Here is a 20,867-nt window from a genome sequence, read left to right as displayed (position 1 = left end):
GCTCGACCTTGCTGCGGGTAGACCCAGGCTTCTGCGATGTCGAGGTCGTCGAGTTCTGCGCCGATTCCGCCATCGGCGATGGACGTTTGCAGTGCGTCGAGGCTGACGGTGGTGATCCAGGTCTGCACTGGTTGGTCGGCGAGCATGTGTGGGTGAGGCAACGGTAGAGCGGGTGGGAGCGCCAGCATGTCACCCGGTGGGAGGGTTACCCGCCAGAGTCCGAACGGGGTTTTAGATTGCCGCGCAGCGTCGAGCGCGTTCTCGCCGCGAAGATGTCGAGGTTTTCCGTAGCCGAATTCGAGCATGCCAGCGGAAGCGAGGTACGCCGCTCGTTGGTCTATCGATACCAGTTGTGTTGCGTCGGAGAGTTCTTCGAGGTCCGGGATGCGTGTCCAACCGGCGGCTGGTTCGAGATCTCCGCGGGGTTCGCCGTCCAGCGGTGGGACCGGTCCACCGACGGTGACGACGATTCCTTTACCGCTGCGGGTGCGGTCGCGTTTGATCTTGTCGACGATGGCGGCGCCGGTGCGTGCTGGGGTGGGGCCGGGTAGCACGCCGAGGTGTTGTGCGCACCAGGCGAGTCGGCGTCCCAGTTCGCGGGCAGCGGGGAGGTCCTCGTCCGGGAGGTAGGTTCCGGCGGCCGGTGACCCGAGGATCCCCATGTCCCCCACGCGATTACCCCATCCGAAGTCTTTGTTCCAGTAGGTCCACACGTAGGGTTCGATGAAAATGTCGACCATGGATGTGAAGTTCCCGGTGGTGCGGGAGAGGTGAACGACGTGGCCGGGTTCTCCGCGGAGTTCCCATCCTGCGGTCAGCATCGGGGTCAGCGTGGCATGGAGGATCGCGGTGAGTTCCTCGGCAGCGCGGGTGCGGAGGATTTCCATGTCATCGACGTCGTCTTCGCTACCTGGATCGATGATCCATCCGAGCATCTCGCAGGCTTCGATTCCGACTATCCAGATCTGTGCCGGCGCGCCCAGCGGGGTGAGCGTTGCCCATCTGATGAGTTTGTCGAGTTTTTCGATAGAATCTACTGGGCCGGTGAGCGTGTGGCCGGATGGTGTGTAGGTTCCAGCTGCCGTGACAATGACGGCGTGGCCGTCTGCCGACTCGCCGGCGGGAGGAAGGGCGGCCGGTTCGGTTGCGTCGAGTCCGGGGGCCTGGGTGGTTTCCGGTTCCACATCAGCGGCGGTCTTGTCTTGGGGCACAACGGGTGCAGTGTCCGAGACCTCGAAGACCGATGCCAGGGGCGACGTCGAGCCCCCTTGGCGATCGGCATCGGTGCTTTCGCCGGTTTCTGGTTCGACATCTGCCTCTGCGTCGAGGCGATATGCCGCAACCTGCGATGCGGTGTCCACGCCAGTTTCGGATTCCGGGGCCGAGGCGGCGTCGTCGAGATCGAAAAGTGTTGGTTCAGCATCGAGCTCAGGACCCTCGCCATGGACTTCGGGCACCGGAGGAGGATCGAGGTCGAACAGGGGGATCTGCTCCCACTTCTTCACCGCCATCGCTGTCCCGTCGTTGCTGTTGGCGTCGTCATGATTCGAGATCGAATGCTGATCGCAATGCCCTGGTCAACAACACTTCCTGAGCCGGCAGGAGAAATCCTCGGTTCGCGCCGAGTGCCGACACGGGGATGGTCGTTACTCCGTCGCAGTCGGCAACAGATCCGTCCTCGACGCCGTTGCCTTCGCCTAAACTCAGTTCGGTCGACAACCCCCGCCCCTCCGAACGAATGGGAGCAACAGTAACCGTCCCCAGATGAGGCCGAACCAGCTCCCTCGTCAGAACCAACACCGGACAAAGACCTCCGAGTTGCGCGTCATGGATCGGCCGCACTCAGCTCTTCTTTCCGTGCGCGGCAGCGATATTCACATCACTATCCATTCCCGCGCCGTCAGACAGGATCTCCACGTCGCGGACCGCCAACTGTCGACGCTGCTCACGTTCCAACGCTCGAAGTACGACTTGGGCACGGCTTTTCGCGCGCCCGCCGCTGACCTCACTGTCGAGAAACGCCACGATGTCCTCGGGCAGTCGTACCGCGATCTGCGTACTCATAACCATCATGATACCGAATTGGGATGTAAACCGGTACCGGTCCCCCATCCATTCATCTCCTTGCAACCACCGCCCCTGACACTCCCGGTGCCGGGGACTGCCGGCCGAACATCCGTGGACTGCCGGGCCGTCAGCGCCCCGATTACTCGGTGCCGTACAACTCGGCGGTGTAAATGCCCCTCCCCATTGCGTGTGGCATCACCGAAAATCGACGCCCACCGCGTCGGCCAGGTGATGTGCATCGGAGAGGAAGTCCGCGAACACCGTGGGCAATTCTTCGGTGCCGGTACCGCAGCGGCGGGCGTACGCGATCATTGCGTCCGCTGCCCGCACAGCGCGGACGGAAGTTGTCGTGGATCTGCGCCTCTTCGGTCCTGCTCGCACAAGGAACTCATCGCGCATGCTCCCCGCCCGCCGTCGACGGCTGCGACTGCATCGAATGTGTCTATTCCTTCCCAGACGCATGCACGGTATTCGATCTTCGTTGTTTCGGACATTGCCTAAGTCCCTTTCTTTTTCGGGTGAGCTACACAGCGGGGGTGCTGTGTAGCGCGGCCAACAGGCCGGTCTGGACCTCGAGCGCGGGCGACGGCGCACCGTGTGCGAGAACGCTCGCAGTCGCGCTGTCGATGACGACGGACATGTGGGCGCGGTGACGCGAGAGCATCACGCAGGCGCGGCCCGGATCGAGATTGAAGGGTTCGGCGGTCCGGTATCCCGCCAATGGGTGCAGCACCACGACGGCGGGACGCTCGAGGCCTTGCAATGAGTTGGCGGTGCCGACCAGTACGTCGGGGTGCTCGCTCAGTAGTGCGCGGATTGCCGCAGCCTGGGTCACGTGCGGGACCACCACGGCCACGTCGGCGGCCGTCATTGACCGCTGGCCTGTGGTGGTGACCAGATCCGCTGCCAGTAGTTCCGCCGCCCGCGCAGCGCATGCGGTCACCAGGGCCGGATCGGACGGGCCTCCGCAGGTTGTGATCGGGCGGTGTGCCAATTCGGGCCACACAGCGCCGCTCGAATCGGTGAGGTGTTCCGGGGGTCTCTTGGAGGTGAACGGCAGATCGGGGTAGAACAGTGGCGCGATCAGTGCTGTGGTGTCGGGTCCGAGTCGCCAGGTGTGCGCCAACCGCACCATCCCCACCGCATCGCCGTGTGCGGCCAACAGTGCGATCGGGGCGGGTAGATCGGGTGCGGTTTCGCTTCCCTCCCAACGAGATACATCGCCGGTCACCACCGGGTCGATCTGTCCGGGATCGCCCACGCACACCACCTGTTTCGCCATGGCTCCCAGCGCTCCCAGATCGGCGTAGGTGCATTGCCACGACTCGTCCACGATCAACACGTCCGCGCCGACTCGGTCCGGGTCCGAGAACAACCATCGCGCCGTCGTGCCGATCAGAATTCCCCCGACGTCGCCCTGCCAGCGCACTTTCTGTCCCGAGACCACCGGGGTGTCGCCGCTGTCCGGTGCCGGTGCTTTCGCCTTCCACATCAAGGCGGCGCGGTCGGTGAGTGTTCCCAACCGGCGTGCAATCTCCACCGCCTGTTCGCGGGTCTGAGCCGCGATCCCTACGCGCAGATCCGCCCGGTGCGCCAATGCCGCAGCCAGCAGTGCAACCAAGCGGGTCTTGCCTGCGCCGGGAGGGGACGGCACCACCACCGCAGGATCACCCGACCACACCGAGAACAGCACACGCGCTGTGATCGGGTCGGACATGATCTCCGACCCCGGCCACCCCGTCAGCGACGGGGTGGCCGGACGGGACGACGGCGGGACCGGCCCGGAGGGGGCAGCGATATCCGACGAGGCCGTAATGCGCATGACGAATCAAACCTTTCTGAAAAAAGCTTCTGAACTGCCTATTTACTTATGGCAGTTGTGCTGCCGGTGCTATTCCTCAGCGCCCGCAATGAGCACGTCCAACGGCACGCCGCGCCGAGAAGGGACAGGCGTCTGCCCCGTCGAAAGCCAGGACCGCCGACCTCGGTAGAGCCTCCAGTACCGGCCCCGCCCAGCGCGCATCGCGAAAGGTGACGCAGCCTGCGGCATCAACACCACCGACGCCCCACTCGGCGGCGCATACATCCCCACCGAACCGAGTCCGAGCACCAACTTCCCGCCGACAACCTCGGCCTGAGTGACCTCGACGGTGAACTGCTCGAACGGACGCCGTCGCGGTGTACCGACCCACCCGGTGACAGCCGATCCAACCCGAAGGCGCGAATCCAAACGCTCACACGTCACCGACAACGACCCATTGCGCCGACGCGAGCCCTTCGGTGGCGGCGTCATCGATGCCACACCCACCGCAACGTGACCGGTGTGCAGTGCGCGCTCGCGCCACATCGGATCATCGAGCAAACCCGATGACATCACATCTGCTGCATCACAACGACTTCGCAGACCCATCGCGGCACTGGCCGTGTTGTCGGGACGCGACCAGTCGTGACCGTCCACCAAGGCGGACTGTGCCCGAGAAAACGAATACGCGTCGTCTTCACCGATCGCAGCGAGCAGCGGCAGCAACGGGCCACTGCCGATCGCACGCGCCCATTCGTGCATCCCGGCGACACTCTCGTCCGCGATCTGCAACCACGTCCGCCACACCCTCGCCGACCGCTGCGCTTCCGGCACCACTCCGAGCACGTAGCGGGAACTCGACGCGGCCGGAAGATTCACCACCGCCGACGTGCCGGGATGATCCGCCCGATCCGCCCACCACCCCACCATCGCGGCGCTACCGGAGATGTTCGGGTCGCTGTGGTGAGCGTGCGCCCGCGCCAACCCCACCAGGGCCGGAATCGTGCCGCCGTCGTCGGTGAGCAACGTCGCCGGGGCATCCGCCGCCAGCGTGCCGCCCAACCGTGCCAGCAACGCCAACCCGGCCTCGTCGCACGCGGTTTCCTCTCGTCCACCGAACGCCGCAGCGGACACGCGCACGCTGCCGCCGCGTGCGCTCGCCCGCACCGCCAGCGCCGACGCTGACGGGGTGAACGTGGTGTGTGCGAGCCGAGCAACGGGGCGCCCTGTTTCGGCGGCATAGAGACGCTGAGCCAGATCGAACCATTCCACGCTCACGACACGTCCTCCGTCTGTTCGCACGCCAGGATCACCGGATTCGCGGCGCACTCCCACCCCGCACGCAAGGCCCGCGCCGCCGCATCCTCGCTGGTACCGGCGACCACGCTCGCCACCTGATCCGGCGCGTGAGAAGTCCCGGTCAACACCTGCTGCGCGTACCGCAACAGGTCACCGCTCACCGAGTTCACAACGCACCGACCGGGATCTGCACACTCGACGCCCATTCCGGGGTCCGTGCCAGTGCGCCGTCGTTGCCGATCACCGCGCACACCAGATGCGCTCGCGACGGCCGATCCGGCCACGGCGTATCCCCATCCGTCAACACGATCACCACGTGCGGGGCAGGACGGGCAGCGTTCGCCGCATCGATCCCGACCCGCATATCCGTACCGCCGCCGCCCACCAACTGCACATCGGCCACCGACCGCACCGCCTGCGCAGACGTCGATTTCGCATCGCACGAGAGAATCCGTACCCGCTCCCGCGCTACACCGCCCGCAGTACACCCGCCACCTCACCCATCGCCGCCGACAGATCACCTGCCGACATGGACCCCGACGTGTCGATCACAATCGACACCGTGATCGACGGACCCCGCATCGCCGGGGCCACGATCCCCGGCAGGCTGCGCCGCGACGGACGCGCATGCTGTAGTTCGTCCGCCCCGACTGATCCGCCAGCGCGCGCCGGATCACCGCACGCAACAACCGATCCCACGGCACGGTCGGCGGCGTGAGAACCTCACCAGCCCACCGCGCCAATCCTGCCGGTGCGCTCCCGCGCCCCTTCCCTTGCGCCGCCTGCACCGCCCGCGCCACATGACGGCGCACCAGATCTGCTTCCGCGCCGTCCAACCCGTCCGCGACCTCCCCCGCTGCCGCGCCCAACTCCCCCGGCACCGGCGCGCACCCCGCACCGGACCCGCATCCCACATCGTCGTCGTCTGGAAACTGTTGTCCCGTAGCCGGATCGATCAGGTGCGTGTAGTAGTCCTCTGCGATTCCGCCGTCGCCGCACCCGAACGATTGTGGAGTGATCACCCCGTCCGGTAACCCGACGCCCGCCGCCAGCAAGTCGTCGTTGATTTCCGCATCCGCCGCGTAATTCCACGCCACGTGCTGCACCGGCTTCGGCAAGGACTGACCCCGCACACCGTGCGCCCGCAGCAAGTGCCCGACCTCGTGCAACAACACCGCACCCGCCACCGGCACCGGCCACGCACCAGCCCCCACCAACAACGCCGGATCGAGATAAAGCCGCCACTGCGCATCCACCGCGAACGTGCCCAACCCCGGTGCAGCAACAGGCTGCGCCGCGAACAACGCCCGCATGAAATACGGCATCTGTTCGGCAGAAACCAGTCGTGCCAGGCGAAACGCCCGCAACTCATCCGGCGCGAGCGCCCGAACCCCGCTCATGCCGCCGCCTCCATCAGACCCGCAGCGGTCAACATCGGCGCGAACCGACGTGCAGACGCCGGGACAGTCGCCTTCGCCGGTCGCGCCTTCGCCAGCGTGCGCGCCGCCGCGCCCGCCACGTCCGGTGCGCCCGCCTCCGCAGCCGCGATCAGCGGACCCCACGCACTGCGCCAGGCCTCCACCGTGCCCCATCCCACCGCCCACGCCGTGACACCGGACAGCACCGCCCACACCAGATCAGGACGCGACTGCCAATCGAACGCCGAATCGGGATTCTCCACCACCGCAACCGGATCGGGAAGATCCGCGCTACGCCGCCACTCCAAGAACTCCACGCCCGCGCCCTCACCGATCAACCCGAACACCGCCGTGTTGATCGCGGCGTTGTCGTCCTCCCGCAAATGCGGCAACACCGCCGCCAACATCGACCACGTACGACGCGACGGCCACGCACCACCGGTCTGCGCAGCCGACGACGGAAACGCATCCAACGCATCAGGATTGCGCTGCACAAAGCCGGTGATCGAACTGCGCACCAACGCAACCCGCTGCTCATCGGTGGCCACCGCACGCGAGGCAGGCGGCGCACCCCACCCCGGCGCCATACCGTCCAACCACTCATCGACAGACGGTGTGAACTCCACATGGCAGAACCGATTCGCCAACGGCGCTTCCAACTCGTACCCACCAGCAGCGCAATCCGGAGGATTCGCCCCGCAATCACCCGAGTTCCCTTCGGTAACTGCACATCACCGACAGTCAGATCCAACGCCACCGCCAACATCGCCGCCTGCACAGCAGGCGGACTCGTCGTCAACTCGTCCAGAAACAGATACCCGCCACCACCGGCTACCAATTCCTTCGCCCACGCCGGAGCTTCCAACGTCACACCGTGCTCCCGCACCACCGGCAACCCCGCGAAATCCGACGGCTCACGCAACGACCCCAACACCGTCTTGCACAACACCCCATCCGCCGCAGCCACCCCACGAACCAAACTCGACTTGCCCATCCCCGGACCCGAAATCAACAACGACGGCACACCCGCTCGCCCGTTCGCATCCAACACAGTCACAGCAGTAGCCAGATCAGCCATCAGAACACTCCAAAAAATCGGCACGATGCATCTCGATCGCCCAAACCACCGATAGTCAATGTAGTGCTGTTATTGCCTTATATAGTCTTGAGTGCGACCATATAAGGCATGGACGAGATGACGGTGCACGAGGCTGCAGCTTTGCTCTCGGTGACCGAACGGCAGGTCGCAAGACTCGCTCGCTCCGGATCCATCCTCGCCGCCCGCACGGTAGGCAATTCTCTCCTTCTCAACAGTGCATCCGTCCACCGTGTGGCCCAAAGCTCCCGCCGGCCGGGACGCCCGTGGAGTCCTGAGGTTTCGTGGGCTGCCCTGGCCTTGCTTTCCCACTGCAAAGTCGACTGGATGCATAATTCAAAACAGATCACCCGCCTCAAACATCGCTTGCGCAGGTCCACCGCGGAAGAAGTCGCCTACCTCGCCAGAAACCGTGCCACGACACACCACATGGACACTTGGGACGGCGATGGAGATGTCTTGATCAAGGACGGCTACCTCGCGGCCACAGGCATCAGCGCGGTTATTCATGTACCGGAAACAGCAAAGCGATTCGGCCTGTCCTCCGCGTCACACGACAAAGTCGACGGGTACGTATTGGAAGACGACTTCGACGACGTCGTAGAACAATTCGGGATGCTGTCCCAAAATGGAGATGTCACCCTCCGGGTCGTTTCCGCCCTCAATCCGTTCTTCCGTACGCCGACGCTTCCGATCGCGGCCGTCGCCGTCGATCTGATGGACTCACTCGACACCCGCCAGCGCAGCGCCGGCACCCGCGTACTCCAGGAGCTACTCGATGACTTCCGCTGACCACCCTCTGCAAGCCGCCGGCATCGAGCCTCCTCAATCCGAACACACTCCCCCGTCCGTGCCGAGTGGACTGTTCAGGCGCCCGCCGGCGGGTGGGCTACTCCGTGGCCCCAAGCCGCGGAACTGGCCAACGCGATCCCGTCCGAACAGTGGACACTGATCGGCGGTTTGATGGTGCAGTTGCACGCAGCGAAAGCAGGAGTGCCACTCAACCGGCCCACGCTTGATGTCGACATCGTGCTGCACATAGAAACCGGCGACTCATGGTCAATAATGCCGGGCGCCTGGTCGATTTCGGCCCGGACATCTCTGCGGTGCTCGAAGACGAAGGCCGGATCTCGAGCATCATCTACGAAACACTCTGAACACAGCGATAGAGCATCCGTACTCGCTCCGCTTCCGACGAGCCCGCTCAAACCTCCACTATTCGGTCTGCACCGTCACACCGGACTGCCACGTCAGAACAGACAGAGCGTTCTACTCGGTGCCGCGGCGACTGCACGGACGATGGGCGGGCTCCTGGTTTGGTCAGTGATTACCAATGTCGTTGCCCGTGCCCAGGAGCCCACGAATGCCATCATCGCCGATCTCGCTGTGCCCGGCGTGCCCGCCCCATCCGTCGCGCGGGCATTGCTACGCGGTGTATCCGTCGTCGTTGCTGACCGACGCCCAATGGGCGATCCTGGAACCGTTGCTGCCGCCGCCGGGCAACACGGCAGGTCGCAGCGGCAGGCCCGAGAAGCATTGCCGCCGAATGATTCTGGATGCCATCTTCTACCTGGTTCGGGGTGGTATCGCGTGGCGGCAGCTACCGGGGGAGTACCCGCCGCCGATGACCGTATACGCGGTCTTCGCTCGCTGGGTGCGCGGAGGCGCGTGGCAACGCATCCATGACACGCTGCGAGACCGGACCCGCACGCAAGAAGGGCGGGACCGGTGCCCGACCGCTGCGGTCGTCGACTCGCAGACCGTGCCCGCAGCCGACACTGTGCCCCGATCCAGTCGCGAGTGGGACGCGGCGCCAAAAGAACAAACGGCCGCAAACGACACATCGCCATGGATGTCAACGGCCTGCTGCTCGCCGTCGTGGTCACCGCCACGTCCATCCAGGACCGCGACGCCGCGCACCGGCTACTCGCCGCACTGCGTGTCGCGTTCTCCACCATACGGCTGGTCTGGGCCGACGGCGGCTACCCAGGTCGGCTACTCGTCTGGGCGGAACATGTTCTCACCCTGCGCATTCAGATCATCAAACGCAAACCAAGCAGTACCGGATTTCACGTCCGCCCTCACGTCTGGGTGGTCGAGCGGACCTTCGCGTGGATCAGCAAGCACCGCCGCTGCGTCCGCGACGACGAAACCAGACCCGACCACCACGAAGCGATGGTCCGCATCGCCATGATCGTCCTCATGACCCGCCGACTCGCCCGAACGTGACCGATTCTCAGCTTCCGAGAGGTCGAGGAACTCATGCTCGAACGCGGTGTCGTGGTCAGCTACGAGACGATCCGGCGGTGGTGCGCCAAATTCGGGCAGGCCTACACCAACGAGCTCCGCCGCCGACGCCCACAACCCGGTGACAAGTGGCACCTCGACGAGGTGTTCATTCGGATCAATGGTCGGCAACACTATTTGTGGCGTGCTGTCGATCAACATGGCAACGTTCTCGATGTGCTGGTTCAGTCACGCCGAAGTGCGTTGGCAGCCAAGAAGTTCTTGCGGAGGCTGCTCAAGGGTTTGGAGTATGTTCCGCGGATGATCGTCACCGACAAGCTGGGCAGCTACCAGGTGGCGCACCGTGAACCGCTGGGATCGGTCGAGCATCGCCAGTCGAAGTATGTGAATAATCGCGCCGAGAACTCGCATCAACCGACCCGACAACGCGAACATGCGATGAAACGCTTCACCTCACCTGGGCACGCGCAACGGTTCCTGTCCACGTTCAGCAGCATCTCGCCACATTTCCGGCCGCGCCGACACCTGCTGACCAGCGCCGAATGGCGTGTCGAGATGGCCGACCGGTTCGCAGTCTGGCGCGAGATCACCGCGACCGATGCCGCCGCCTGAATGTGAACGGCCCGGCATTGTCCCGTAGCAACCTGCACCAAACTAGTTGTGCCGCTGCATCTTTCGATTACCGTGACAGCACAAAGTCGGCGACCGCGTGGGCGTCGGCTGAGCTCCACCCCCGATCACTCCCCCAAGTGCACCATCAGCGGGTCGAAGATCGATGTCCCCGCAGGTGGTCACGATCGGCCCGCACAACAGAGCTCATCGACCGCCAAAATCTGCCTACCCACTCCGATCGGCACTGTCGCGCTCAACAACGTGACAGTGCCGTCTCGATAGGTCACGATCGCTTGCCGACTGGCGATAGCGGATTCAGGTTCCTTCTATAGAACGTCGACGAACCCCCAGAGACACCCCGAGAACGACACCGACCACAGATCACCAACCCCACCGTCGGATCAGAGGACTCATCCCACCACCCGGCCGCGGGACACTCTCACCCATGACTATTCACCGTTCCCGCCGAACATCACTACGCCGCACCCTCGCCGCTGCTGCCTTGACCGCGGTCACCGCCGCCACCCTCACCGCCCTCAGCGCCGGCGCCGCCGGCGCTGCCGACCGCTGCGGGAATGAGAACCTCCTCCCCGGCGCCGATCTGCACGGCTGCAACTTCAGCAGCAGAAACCTGACAGACAAAGACCTGCACGGCGCAGACCTCGAGTACGCGGACCTGTCATCGGCAACGCTGAGGAGTGCGAACCTGACGGGGGCGAACCTCAAGGGTGCGCACCTGCCGTCGGCGAACCTGTCGTGGGCGAACCTCGAGAAGGCGAACCTGTGGGAAGCCCGACTGGTCGACGCGACGCTCAACTACGCCGTCCTCCGGGCCGCGGAACTACACCTGGCGAACCTCCAAGGGGCGAAGCTGATCGAAGCGCACGTCGAAGGGGCCGGGTTCAACAAGGCGAACTTGACGGACGCGAGAATCGGCGGCTGGTACACGAACGATTTCACCAATTTCGATGGAGCAACCTGGCTCGACGGCAGGACGTGCGGGATCCTGTCCCTCGGTGAGTGCTACAAAAACACCTGACCCGGTCAGGCCCCGGAAGTGGCTGCCACGACCACCCCCCGGCGGTGACTGCACGAGACGGAACCATCGGGTGCGGAACCTTCGGCCGACCCACCTCACCGACGTTCGATCCCGGTACGGGCCGCATCCGCGCCGTCGCTGCCGCGATCGGTACCGGAATCGAACTTGGTCTCAACAGGTCAACGCATCACCGACGATAACGGATCAACCCCAGAAGATCGGATCTGTGAACGACGGTCGAAACCTAGTCCATTCCCGACGGACGGAAACTAGACCACGCCGATGTATTCTCGTCACGCCCGACAGCAGATATTGACACACGTAAAGGTTCGAGTCGGTCAGCCAAAAGCTCCCGAACACACACCCGATCGAGTACCTCAGCAAACGATGTCGCAGAAGACTTCCCGCCCCGACGTTTCGGGCCGAGATGGAATGCTGGGGGCCAACACTGTCCAAGGAGTCCTGCCATCGACTCGGCCTAGCCATTCCCCCGTTCATGGGGGCTGGCCGCCAACCGACCCGAACATCACAGATGTCGTATCCACTCGCTGGAGATGCGCGGCGATACCCCTGAGCATCTCCAGGTCAGAAGCCGATTAACGAGGCAACTGGCCGTGCCGGGTGGCGCATTCCGGACATACCGGCAAAGCGACGTGGTCCTGAACCGCGACGAAGAAGACTCCGCACAAGGCACGTACAGCGTCACCCTCGACAGCGCTCTGTGCGAGATGGTTCGTGTGACCGTAGTGACTGACCGTCCCCTGTTCAATCGGAAGTAGCCGTTCTTCCGCTTCGGCGACGGACAGTGCGGAAATACGGCAATCACGGTGTCCGATTTCAGCGATCTGTGAGTACGTCCACCCGTACACATCCCATTCCTGAGCACGAGGAGCGATGGAAGTGAGAACTCGAACAATCAACTGCCACCCGATGTCAGTGCCTTGTTCGCTCTCGTTCCACCCGATCTCGACAACAAATTCTTCCATGTGAGGGTCGTCGCTACCGAAGGTCACTTCCACGGTGGCGATCGTGTCATCCCGTAGAGGATGTTTGACCTCAAACGATACGGCCGGCGCACTCGTCAAGTCGGCCAGAGCTTTTCGCGTCTTGGACTGGATCGACAACTCCCATTCGGTGAGGATCCATGCAGCGGTCTCACGTGTGAGGAGGTACTGATCGTCGACCGTGGGCAGAAGATCGTTGCCACGACCCCGAGTTACCTGGTCGGCGATCTGTTCGTAGAAATCGTCACGGTCTCCGTGTCCGCCCTTCGCCAAACCCGCCGCGCACAGCCATCGAACTCCGGTCTCGGGGTCCGTCCAGATCGCGCCGCGCCACTGTCCGAGCCGTACTTTGAGCAGATGCATCTCTTTCGCGGATACGATCGCCTGGGGAGCGGGATCATGGTCCGGGTTCGTGCCGTACAGCTCGGATGCTTTGCGTATCAACGGGTGCGGTAACTCCGCGAACGGATGTAGGTCGGACCATCGACGATCGACAATCGCTCGCTGAGGGGATGGGTCGTCCCATCCGTCGCCGAGATCGACCGACAGCACTCGTTGTGTCGGCCGTGCCCGACGGTTGTGGCTCATCCGTTCATGATCTCAAGTCGAGATTTAGCAATGCACGTGGCGTGAGCTGGCGATCAAAGTTGGGCTGCGATCTCGTCGATCGCGGCATTGCGGCCGGCATTTTCGTGAGCGAACCGTTCGGCGAGTTCACGACGATCACGTTGGCGGCGGTGTTCGAAATCGACGACGTCGCTGAACAGGACTCGGCGGTGGCTACCGACTCTGACGGAGGGCAATGTCCCGTTGTCGAGCAGTTTGTACAGGTGTGTACGACTCATCTTCAATCGGTCGGCGACTTGTTGCGGGGTCAGTTCTGCGTCGGCAGGCAGAAGGGTGATATCGGTGCCGTTTTCCACCGATGCCGCGAGGCCGAGCAGGAGGTCACGCAGTTCGGGTGCTTCGAGTCTTGCAGCGAAGGATCGCAAAGCAGTGACATCGGTGGGAGGCACCGCGTGGGCAGCGAGTTCTGTGATGGCGGCAGGCATGGGTGTGGTTTTCCTTCGGTTGCTCAGACAACGCCGATCTACGAATTCTCCATCCGCAACAACTAGCGTAACTGTCATATCTGAAACTACGCGGGTTGCTGCTGGGACGCAATACGTGATGCGTCATGCCCGCCGTACAGAGACGATCACATCCTCACTGTCGGCAAAGACCCGCATCGCCGGGAAGGCCCGAAACCCGGGCCCTTCATATGCAGTACCTACCCCGGACTGGATCTCGACAGATTAAGGAAATCCAGGACCTCGCCGAAGAAAGGGTGATGCTGCGCGAGAGTCCGTCTCGGGCCCGCCCCCGATGCACGTAACCCGTCCTTGCCCAACAATTGGCCTGGTCTGCAGAATGTTTCGAGTTTCAGCTGCGACAGCTTCGACACGGTCAGAGTGCATTCGCCTCCGCACGCCGGTCCGCCGTGACCCCGAACAACACACGGCGATCCTCGTCGGTGAGAAGATCGCCCGCACGCTCGATCTGATCCCACGAGCCCCGCTGATACGACTGGCCCACCAGGTCATCGGCGGCGACCTGACCGAACGTGTACTCCCAACCGGCGAGTTCACTGATCATCTGCTCACGGCTGATCCGCCCGCCGGCATGCTCGAGCACCACCTCCCGAGGACTACGGTCCCGAGCTGCCGGATTCAACCGCAACTTCTTCACGATCCGCGGCACCTCGGGCTGAGCGACACCGAGCATCCCGGCGATCGTGCGCTGCGGGACGCCTCCGTCCGTTGCCTTGCCCACTGCACGCAGCAGTTTCAGTTGCAGCAGTTCCTTCTCCGCCGGGATAGCCCGCAAGTCACGTTCGATGCCGTAATCGATGGTCATCAATCTGACCTACGGCGCGCGGGGTTGTCGATCCGGGCGATCGCGTCGGAGATGCGACGCGCACCGTCGACGATCAGCCGAGAACTCAAGCGCAACACCATCTCAGTGCGGGGATATATGCCTCATACGGCGCATCGGCTGTCGGTGAAGCATCGGGCCAGGCCCCCGGCAGGCGAAGCTGTTCGCCAATGCCGAACTTCGTTCCTACGTCCAGGGGAAACTGGGGAAAAGGTGGTCGCCGCAGCAGATCAGTCACCGACTGATCAAGGACTTTCCGACCACTCCGGAAATGCGCGTGAGCACCGAGACGATTTATCAGGCGATCTACGTCCACGCCCGAGGCGAACTCACACGAGAACTCGGAAAGCAACTGCGCCGCGGTCGAATTGCTCGAAAACCACACAAGCAGCCCGACGCCCGCCGGCCGCGGTTCGTCGACCCGATGACTCCATCAGCAATCGGCCGGCAGAGGTTGACTCGCGAAAAGTTCCAGGGCATTGGGAGGGCGATCTCATCATCGGCGCGCTGGGTGGATCGGCGATCGCGACACTGGTCGAACGCTCCTCCCGCTTCGTGATGCTCGGGCACCTCGGACGTGAGCGGACTGCCGAAGCCGTCCGCGACTCGCTCATCACCACCGTCCGTCATCTGCCCGCCTCGCTGCGAGGAACTCTGACCTGGGATCAAGGCGCCGAGATGGCCGAGCACCGGGCATTCGCCACTGCGACCAACTTCGACGTCTACTTCGCAGACGCGGGCGCTCCCTGGCAGCGCGGCAGCAATGAGAACACCAATGGTCTTCTCCGCCACTACTTCCCGCGCGGCACCGACCTGGCAGCGCATAGTGTCGACAAACTTTTGGCCGTCGCGGAGGAGCTTAACGACCGACCCCGGAAATCGCTCGGCTGGGACACCCCTGCCGAGCAGGCCTGAGTGCTTTACTGGAAGTCTCGTAACCGCGAGTGTTGCGACGATTGCTGGAATCCAAGGGCAGCAATCGACCACGATCGTCGCAACGCTGCACTGCAGCCCTTGACTGCTTCCGCCGTTGGCGTCGGTTGCAGCAAGAATCGCCTGGTTGTCGGATTCGAAGAACTCGTCACCGCTCGATCCGTCCGCGAGCGTTATAGCGTTTCAACGGCTAACCTCTGAACAGATCACCCGATTCGATGGTTTCGACCCTCTATAAGTGGCGACCTGCACCGCCGCGTTCGCCAGAACTGAAACGGGCACGACAGTGACGCGCGCTCGTGGTCGAAGAGAGGCATCGCGTAATCCTGTTGTGTAGCTTCGCCCTTCATGCTGGCAGGATCCACACTCGCCGAACCTTCAACACACTTCATCGTTGAAACGAGAGGGTGGGGTCTTGGCCGCATTTGACCTCACCTATCAACCGCTGACGTTGTCAGCGCTCCTCAATCAAGTCGATCAGTCCCCATTCCAGGGCCCGACCAACATTGATCGCAGTGCCAGAAACAAAAAGGTGATAAGCCCGCCACCGACCGATCCGACGAGGAATCGACACGGTGCCACCAGCTCCCGGAATCAAACCCATCCCTATTTCCGGCAGTCGAAACACAGTGCATGGGTGAGCTCTGATGGTGCGCGCAAACGCCGGGACTTCAATCCCCGCACCGACGCAACTTCCGTGGACATGGACTTCGATTCGATCGGCGAGTCGCGCCATCAATCTCGCCGCACCCGCTCGCGTCCGAATCAAGTGTGCGATAGCCAGATCCGGAGTGGTGCCGAACTCGTCCAGATCACCTCCAGCAGAGAACGACGGACCGGCACCGTCGAGCAGGACCTTTTCGATACTGGAATCCATCCAGGCAAGCTGGAGTGCGGCCACCAGCCCGTCACGAACTTGTGCACCGTAGGCATTTCGCCGCTCAGGACGGTTAAGTGTGATGTGCAGCAGCGCTTCACGGCGATCGATCAACACCGGTTCCTGCGGGGCGGGGGGAGGCAGAGGTCTTGGCCCTCGCCGATCGAGCCACCGCCGAAAATCAGGAGTGCCCAGAAGTGTCGAGTATGCTAAGGATTCCACGTCCAAGGCAGCCCGAATGGGCAAATTTTCACTCAACCGCAGAACCTGCGCCGCAACAACTGACGCGTACGGATTCTCACTGAAACGCTCGACGAGAACTTCCAATTCGGTATCGAGATCGTCGACGCTCACGAACTCCCGGATGCCTGAGCCACGATGAGACGCGACGGTGGTATCGAGTGCCCGAGCGAGTGATCGACACGCCGCATCGGCAACTCTGGCGGCCCGACCAATGACAACGCGGTCGCCCGCGACAACTTTGGCCGCCGCAGCCACGGCCGTGACTGCGGAGATCGGCTGATCGAGATCGACAACAACCACCGCGTCGTCAAGAACGCCACCCTCAGCCAGAATCGGACGATCGAGGACCCCATCGACAATGTCCGACGGAGACACCAAGTGAACCTGACCGACCATCCTCGTCCTTCACGCGTATGGGCACCGAATAGCTCCCATGACGTGCGGGATTGCCGGTCCGGTAGTACTTTTCGGAGTGTAGCATCGTGTGATGTTCATCTGGCCGGACACCGTCGACGAGGCTGTCCGAATCCGGGACTGGCTGAGCAGCGGTATTGTCCCTCTAACCGGACCGTCGGACGGCCCGCCCCTGATTCCCCCCGGAAGCGCCGCCACAATCGCCGATGGCCTGGGTTCGTTCATCGGCACTCCGGTCCGCGGAGCTCGTTTCCTCTCCGAGCGAGCAGCGTTTACTGGGATGACCCGAAACGGCAATATCTCAGTCGGCGGGAAAACTCGGCTGCTTCCTACGTCAGACGGTTGGGCGGCCGTATCTTGCGCTCGCGAGAGTGATCCGAGCCTTCTGGCCGCGCTGATCTCGCACGATATCGGAGATGATCTCTGGCCTGCTGTCGCCGCCTGGCTGTCGGAGCGCCCTGGTGCCGAACTAGCTGAGCGAGCAATGTTGCTCGGGCTTGCCGCCGCACCAGTCCAACGCAGCACAAAGCCGGTTCCCACCCCGACTACACGACGCAGTGTCGACGGCATGCTCGTCGTCGATTTCAGCGCGCTCTGGGCCGGCCCACTGTGTGCACACCTCCTCGGAAATGCGGGAGCGCGCGTGATCAAGATTGAAACGCCCACCAGACCTGACGGAGCGAGGCTGGGAAACAGGGAATTCTATTCGCTGCTGCATTCGGGGCATGAGTCGGTCGTGCTCGATCCTGACACCCCCACTGGAAGGTCTGCACTAGCTCTGTTGGTCGAGCGAGCAGACATTGTTGTCGAAGCATCACGGCCACGTGCACTGGCAGGATTCGGGCTCGACGCAGATGCAGCGGTCGCATCAGGGACCACCTGGATCTCGATCACCGCGGCCGGACGAGACTCACCACGTATCGGCTTCGGTGACGACATCGCCGCGTCGAGTGGGCTAATCGCACACGACGACGCCGGGTCCCCTGCCTTTGTCGGCGATGCGATAGCCGATCCGCTCACCGGCCTTCTTGCCGCAGCACTCGCAATGTCCGAAACTCCTCACGGAGCAGGGGAACTCTGGGACATCTCGATGGCGGCCCTCGTATCATCTACACTCCCGTCACTGCACGTCAAAACACCAAAACCCGACGCCGAATCCATTGCCTTTCCTTGCAGGCGCGCGAGCATCGGCATCGCGCCGGCGTCGGGCGCCGACACCGAAACAGTCCTTCGTAGCCTGGGAATAAGCGTCCCGTGAGCGACCTTGTGATCGCCAACTGCGCAATCGAAGCAGTTGCAGGATTGGATATTCGAATCGAAAGTGGACTGATCGCCGAGATCGGACACAACCTCAGGCGCTCCAATGATGATGTCCTCGATGCCGAAGGCAATGACATCATTCCAGGATTGTGCGATCACCACATCCATCTTCACGCCTTGGCTGCGCGGCGCGCGTCTGTCGACTGCGGTCCGCCGTTTGTCCGGAGTTCAACAGAACTTGCTGCAGCACTCAATGATTCACCAGGGATCAATGGATGGGTACGCGGTGTCGGTTACTTCGAATCGGTTTCCGGAGAACTCGATCGAGAGCGCCTCGATCGTCTTCACTATGCTCGCCCGGTCCGAATTCAACACCGTAGTGGTGCTCTGTGGATCCTGAACACCGCCGGCATCGAAGTAACCGGATTGGATCAGGCGAATCACCCTGGCATCGAGAGGGACAGTACTGGTTGCCCGACCGGGCGTATCTGGCGAGCCGACGCATGGCTCCGCGATCGGATTCCCGGAAACACTCCCCCGTCACTGAAAGCTGTCGGATCCGAGCTTGCTGCACTCGGTATCACGTCCGTCACCGACGCAACCCCTGACCTCGACGTCGATGGCATCACCTCGATCGCCGATGCGATGTCCAAAGGTGATCTCCCACAACGGGTACACCTTCTCGGAGCACCGGTGGGCAACCCCTCCGCATTGGAAGGCGTGAGTGGTTGGGCGACCCAGAGCACCTCCGCCCGTCTAACGATCGGACCGTACAAAATTGTTCTGGCAGATTCCGGTTTGCCCGACCTCGACGAACTGGCGCGAACAATCACTGAATGCCACCGTGTCGGTCGGGCGATCGCCGCGCACAGCGTCAGCCGTGAAACGCTACTAATCTTGCTGGCCGTGCTGAACGAAGTCGGTTCGATTCCCGGCGACCGAATCGAGCACGGAGCACTGATCCCGGCTGCGTCCATTGAGGAAATCCGCCGGCTTGGGCTAACGGTAGTCACACAACCCGGATTCATCGCAGACCGTGGTGACGATTACCTCGAACACGTCGACCACGCCGATCAGCAGGATTTATACCGTTGCCGATCTTTGATAGATGCCTCGGTACCAATTGCTTTTTCGAGCGATGCGCCCTACGGCCCGTTGGACCCGTGGACAGTCATCGCGGCAGCGCAGCATCGTAGGACGCCTAATGGCATCGTTCTCGGCGGGAACGAAACAGTTAACGCCGCACGTGCTCTTGATGCCTATCTAAGCGGATCGGACGATCCGGGCGGCCCCGCACGCCGGGTACAGGTTGGCGCACCGGCTGATCTCGTCCTAGTTTCCGGAAGCCGCAGGGCACTCGCAACCATCATTGGGGGTCGGCAAGTCCACTGACGGAGGGAAATCCTTATCGATCACTACTTTCGGTCAACGGAGAGTTTCGCTTCGAGGACCGCCACGTCTACCAGAAGAGTCCTGACTGCTCCGAGTACGGACGTGCGGCGCCTCAGGATCCGAGAATTTCCAGGGCAGCAATACCACATGGGAAAGACTTCACCGATAGTTCCAAGGGATCAGTCAACTGAGGCATTCCAACAGCTCGCCCATGCCAGCGGGCCGCGACCTGCCAAGGAAGCGACCAATAGTCGAACCCAAATCCTGCTCCGCTCTACTTGCGAAGTACTTGTACCTCCGAGCTACTCGTCTCGATCTCATGCGCACCAATGCGGTGACGAAGACCGTTCGCTTCCGACCGCGCCAAATGCGCCGACTCGATCCGCCGGACTCATCAGACTCCGATATCGAGCCCGAAGACACGGCGATCAAGAACGCCATCAGACCTAGCGCGCGCAAACTCATCCTTCGGCGCACTACGAAAACAGCCGACGAAAGCTAGACAATGTCGCCCTTCTCCATTGCGAGAGAAGGGAGCATCTCCGACGCCCATCGACCCATCGACGAGTGTTAGGTCACGGCATCACCCTCATCGCTGACGCCGTAGAGCCGCACGGTAGGCGTAGTGCTCGGGAAGAAAGTAGCCGGACGACCAGTTCAACCGCATCCCTCGGATGCCGCCAAACCGTTAGGATGCTGACCTGCTTCGTCAGCTCGATCCACTAGTCACGGTACTTGTTCACGTACTACACCTCCTACAAGGCCTGAGGTCACGGCGGACGGACTTGCCTGCCTGTTGAGCCAGGAAGGACCCTCGCCGTTCAAAGAGCTGCTCAGCGGGCGGCCCCTTCAGTTTCTGACGGCGTGTCCATTCACACGGCCATATTTGTTCTACCCAGTCGAAATGTCAAGAGCAGGGTTGACCCACTGTGAGCACTGGCAGCGTCGATCCGTTAAGGCAGCACGTTCGGATCATCTGACACTCTTTGACCGGAATGACGCGCTGGTCGAACCTTCAAGCCACATCCACTCCATCCAGAACAAAGGATCGCCATTCAGATCGCATCCTGGTGGCCTCTCCGCCGGGCGCTCGGTTATCGGTAGACCGCACGCCTCGGAACCTCACTCCGACAACGCATTTCCCGTACGACAGGGCCGCCGTAAGCAGGGTATCGATGGGAAAGTGGGTCATTAAGGCCCGCAGTTAGACTTGGTGACAGTAGGATTCACCCAGCCCGCCACGGACGCACA

18 protein-coding genes and 4 pseudogenes are annotated in these 20,867 nt (G+C 62.8%); 9 read left to right on the top strand and 13 right to left on the bottom strand.

Annotated elements, in window-relative coordinates; translation table 11 throughout:
• The 9 genes and pseudogenes from ABH939_RS28725 to ABH939_RS28685 form a co-directional block, all read right to left on the bottom strand.
• Window positions 1–1,511 (bottom strand): hypothetical protein (locus tag ABH939_RS28725; RefSeq protein WP_404650486.1); only part of this gene is annotated, 1,511 nt, incomplete at its 3' end.
• Window positions 1,512–1,539: 28 nt separating this feature from the next.
• On the bottom strand, window positions 1,540–1,842 hold the full coding sequence (locus ABH939_RS28720) for a type II toxin-antitoxin system PemK/MazF family toxin (RefSeq protein ID WP_151097002.1): 303 nt from the start codon (window positions 1,840–1,842) through the stop codon (window positions 1,540–1,542).
• On the bottom strand, window positions 1,843–2,064 hold the full coding sequence (locus tag ABH939_RS28715) for a type II toxin-antitoxin system ParD family antitoxin (protein ID WP_151097004.1): 222 nt from the start codon (window positions 2,062–2,064) through the stop codon (window positions 1,843–1,845).
• Window positions 2,065–2,262: 198 nt separating this feature from the next.
• Window positions 2,263–2,466: a hypothetical protein gene (locus ABH939_RS28710; protein ID WP_257233279.1), complete on the bottom strand. Its 204-nt coding sequence runs from the start codon at window positions 2,464–2,466 to the stop codon at window positions 2,263–2,265.
• 124 nt (window positions 2,467–2,590) lie between these two features.
• Entirely contained in the window at window positions 2,591–3,889 is a 1,299-nt protein-coding gene (locus tag ABH939_RS28705; protein ID WP_151097008.1) for an AAA family ATPase, read from the bottom strand.
• 69 nt (window positions 3,890–3,958) lie between these two features.
• On the bottom strand, window positions 3,959–5,146 hold the full coding sequence (locus tag ABH939_RS28700) for a hypothetical protein (protein ID WP_151097010.1): 1,188 nt from the start codon (window positions 5,144–5,146) through the stop codon (window positions 3,959–3,961).
• Complete coding sequence (locus tag ABH939_RS28695; RefSeq protein ID WP_243580641.1) at window positions 5,143–5,337, bottom strand: hypothetical protein; 195 nt, start codon at window positions 5,335–5,337, stop codon at window positions 5,143–5,145. Before ABH939_RS28695 ends, ABH939_RS28700 begins: the two co-directional genes overlap by 4 nt.
• A pseudogene (locus ABH939_RS28690) lies at window positions 5,334–6,567 on the bottom strand (VWA-like domain-containing protein). The gene ABH939_RS28695 and the pseudogene ABH939_RS28690 overlap by 4 nt, the downstream one beginning before the upstream one ends.
• A pseudogene (locus ABH939_RS28685) lies at window positions 6,564–7,663 on the bottom strand (ATP-binding protein). Before ABH939_RS28685 ends, ABH939_RS28690 begins: the two co-directional pseudogenes overlap by 4 nt.
• A gap of 108 nt (window positions 7,664–7,771) precedes the next feature.
• Between ABH939_RS28685 and ABH939_RS28680 the strand changes: the two are divergent.
• The 6 genes and pseudogenes from ABH939_RS28680 to ABH939_RS28655 all read left to right on the top strand — a co-directional run bounded on the left by ABH939_RS28680 (window position 7,772) and on the right by ABH939_RS28655 (window position 11,779).
• On the top strand, window positions 7,772–8,473 hold the full coding sequence (locus ABH939_RS28680) for a helix-turn-helix domain-containing protein (protein ID WP_151097012.1): 702 nt from the start codon (window positions 7,772–7,774) through the stop codon (window positions 8,471–8,473).
• 541 nt (window positions 8,474–9,014) lie between these two features.
• A pseudogene (locus tag ABH939_RS28675) lies at window positions 9,015–9,305 on the top strand (transposase); the annotation flags it as partial.
• A 224-nt stretch (window positions 9,306–9,529) separates the two neighbouring features.
• Entirely contained in the window at window positions 9,530–9,910 is a 381-nt protein-coding gene (locus ABH939_RS28670; RefSeq protein WP_243580642.1) for a transposase, read from the top strand.
• 6 nt (window positions 9,911–9,916) lie between these two features.
• Window positions 9,917–10,540, top strand: a pseudogene (locus ABH939_RS28665) (IS6 family transposase); the annotation flags it as partial.
• A 445-nt stretch (window positions 10,541–10,985) separates the two neighbouring features.
• Window positions 10,986–11,579 (top strand): pentapeptide repeat-containing protein, encoded by a 594-nt coding sequence (locus tag ABH939_RS28660; RefSeq protein WP_404650485.1) that lies wholly within the window; start codon window positions 10,986–10,988, stop codon window positions 11,577–11,579.
• 44 nt (window positions 11,580–11,623) lie between these two features.
• Entirely contained in the window at window positions 11,624–11,779 is a 156-nt protein-coding gene (locus ABH939_RS28655; protein WP_193595882.1) for a hypothetical protein, read from the top strand.
• A 396-nt stretch (window positions 11,780–12,175) separates the two neighbouring features.
• Here the strand turns inward: ABH939_RS28655 and ABH939_RS28650 are convergent, their stop codons facing one another.
• From ABH939_RS28650 to ABH939_RS28640, 3 genes are all read right to left on the bottom strand, one after another.
• Window positions 12,176–13,171, bottom strand: a complete 996-nt coding sequence (locus ABH939_RS28650) for a DUF3039 domain-containing protein (protein ID WP_151097016.1) — start codon at window positions 13,169–13,171, stop codon at window positions 12,176–12,178.
• A 53-nt stretch (window positions 13,172–13,224) separates the two neighbouring features.
• Window positions 13,225–13,635 (bottom strand): helix-turn-helix domain-containing protein, encoded by a 411-nt coding sequence (locus tag ABH939_RS28645; RefSeq protein ID WP_151097018.1) that lies wholly within the window; start codon window positions 13,633–13,635, stop codon window positions 13,225–13,227.
• 394 nt (window positions 13,636–14,029) lie between these two features.
• Entirely contained in the window at window positions 14,030–14,479 is a 450-nt protein-coding gene (locus tag ABH939_RS28640) for a hypothetical protein (protein ID WP_151097020.1), read from the bottom strand.
• Between ABH939_RS28640 and ABH939_RS28635 the strand changes: the two genes are divergently transcribed.
• Window positions 14,414–15,412 (top strand): IS30 family transposase, encoded by a 999-nt coding sequence (locus ABH939_RS28635; RefSeq protein WP_334556106.1) that lies wholly within the window; start codon window positions 14,414–14,416, stop codon window positions 15,410–15,412. The two genes, ABH939_RS28640 and ABH939_RS28635, sit on opposite strands and share 66 nt — an antisense overlap.
• 472 nt (window positions 15,413–15,884) lie before the next feature.
• Here ABH939_RS28635 and ABH939_RS28630 read toward each other — a convergent pair whose 3' ends face one another.
• Window positions 15,885–16,928 (bottom strand): enoyl-CoA hydratase/isomerase family protein, encoded by a 1,044-nt coding sequence (locus tag ABH939_RS28630; protein ID WP_243580654.1) that lies wholly within the window; start codon window positions 16,926–16,928, stop codon window positions 15,885–15,887.
• A 109-nt stretch (window positions 16,929–17,037) separates the two neighbouring features.
• Between ABH939_RS28630 and ABH939_RS28625 the strand changes: the two genes are divergently transcribed.
• Entirely contained in the window at window positions 17,038–18,222 is a 1,185-nt protein-coding gene (locus tag ABH939_RS28625) for a CoA transferase (protein WP_151097024.1), read from the top strand.
• Window positions 18,219–19,616, top strand: coding sequence for an amidohydrolase family protein (locus ABH939_RS28620; RefSeq protein ID WP_151097026.1), 1,398 nt, complete (start codon window positions 18,219–18,221; stop codon window positions 19,614–19,616). The genes ABH939_RS28625 and ABH939_RS28620 overlap by 4 nt, the downstream gene beginning before the upstream one ends.
• The last annotated feature ends 1,251 nt before the right edge of the window (window positions 19,617–20,867 follow it).

It is taken from the genome of Rhodococcus sp. 27YEA6 (genome assembly GCF_044908235.1).
Classification (GTDB): domain Bacteria; phylum Actinomycetota; class Actinomycetes; order Mycobacteriales; family Mycobacteriaceae; genus Rhodococcus_F; species Rhodococcus_F qingshengii.
Note: the sequence above shows the minus strand (reverse complement) of the source record. Positions and strands in the feature narration are given on the sequence as shown.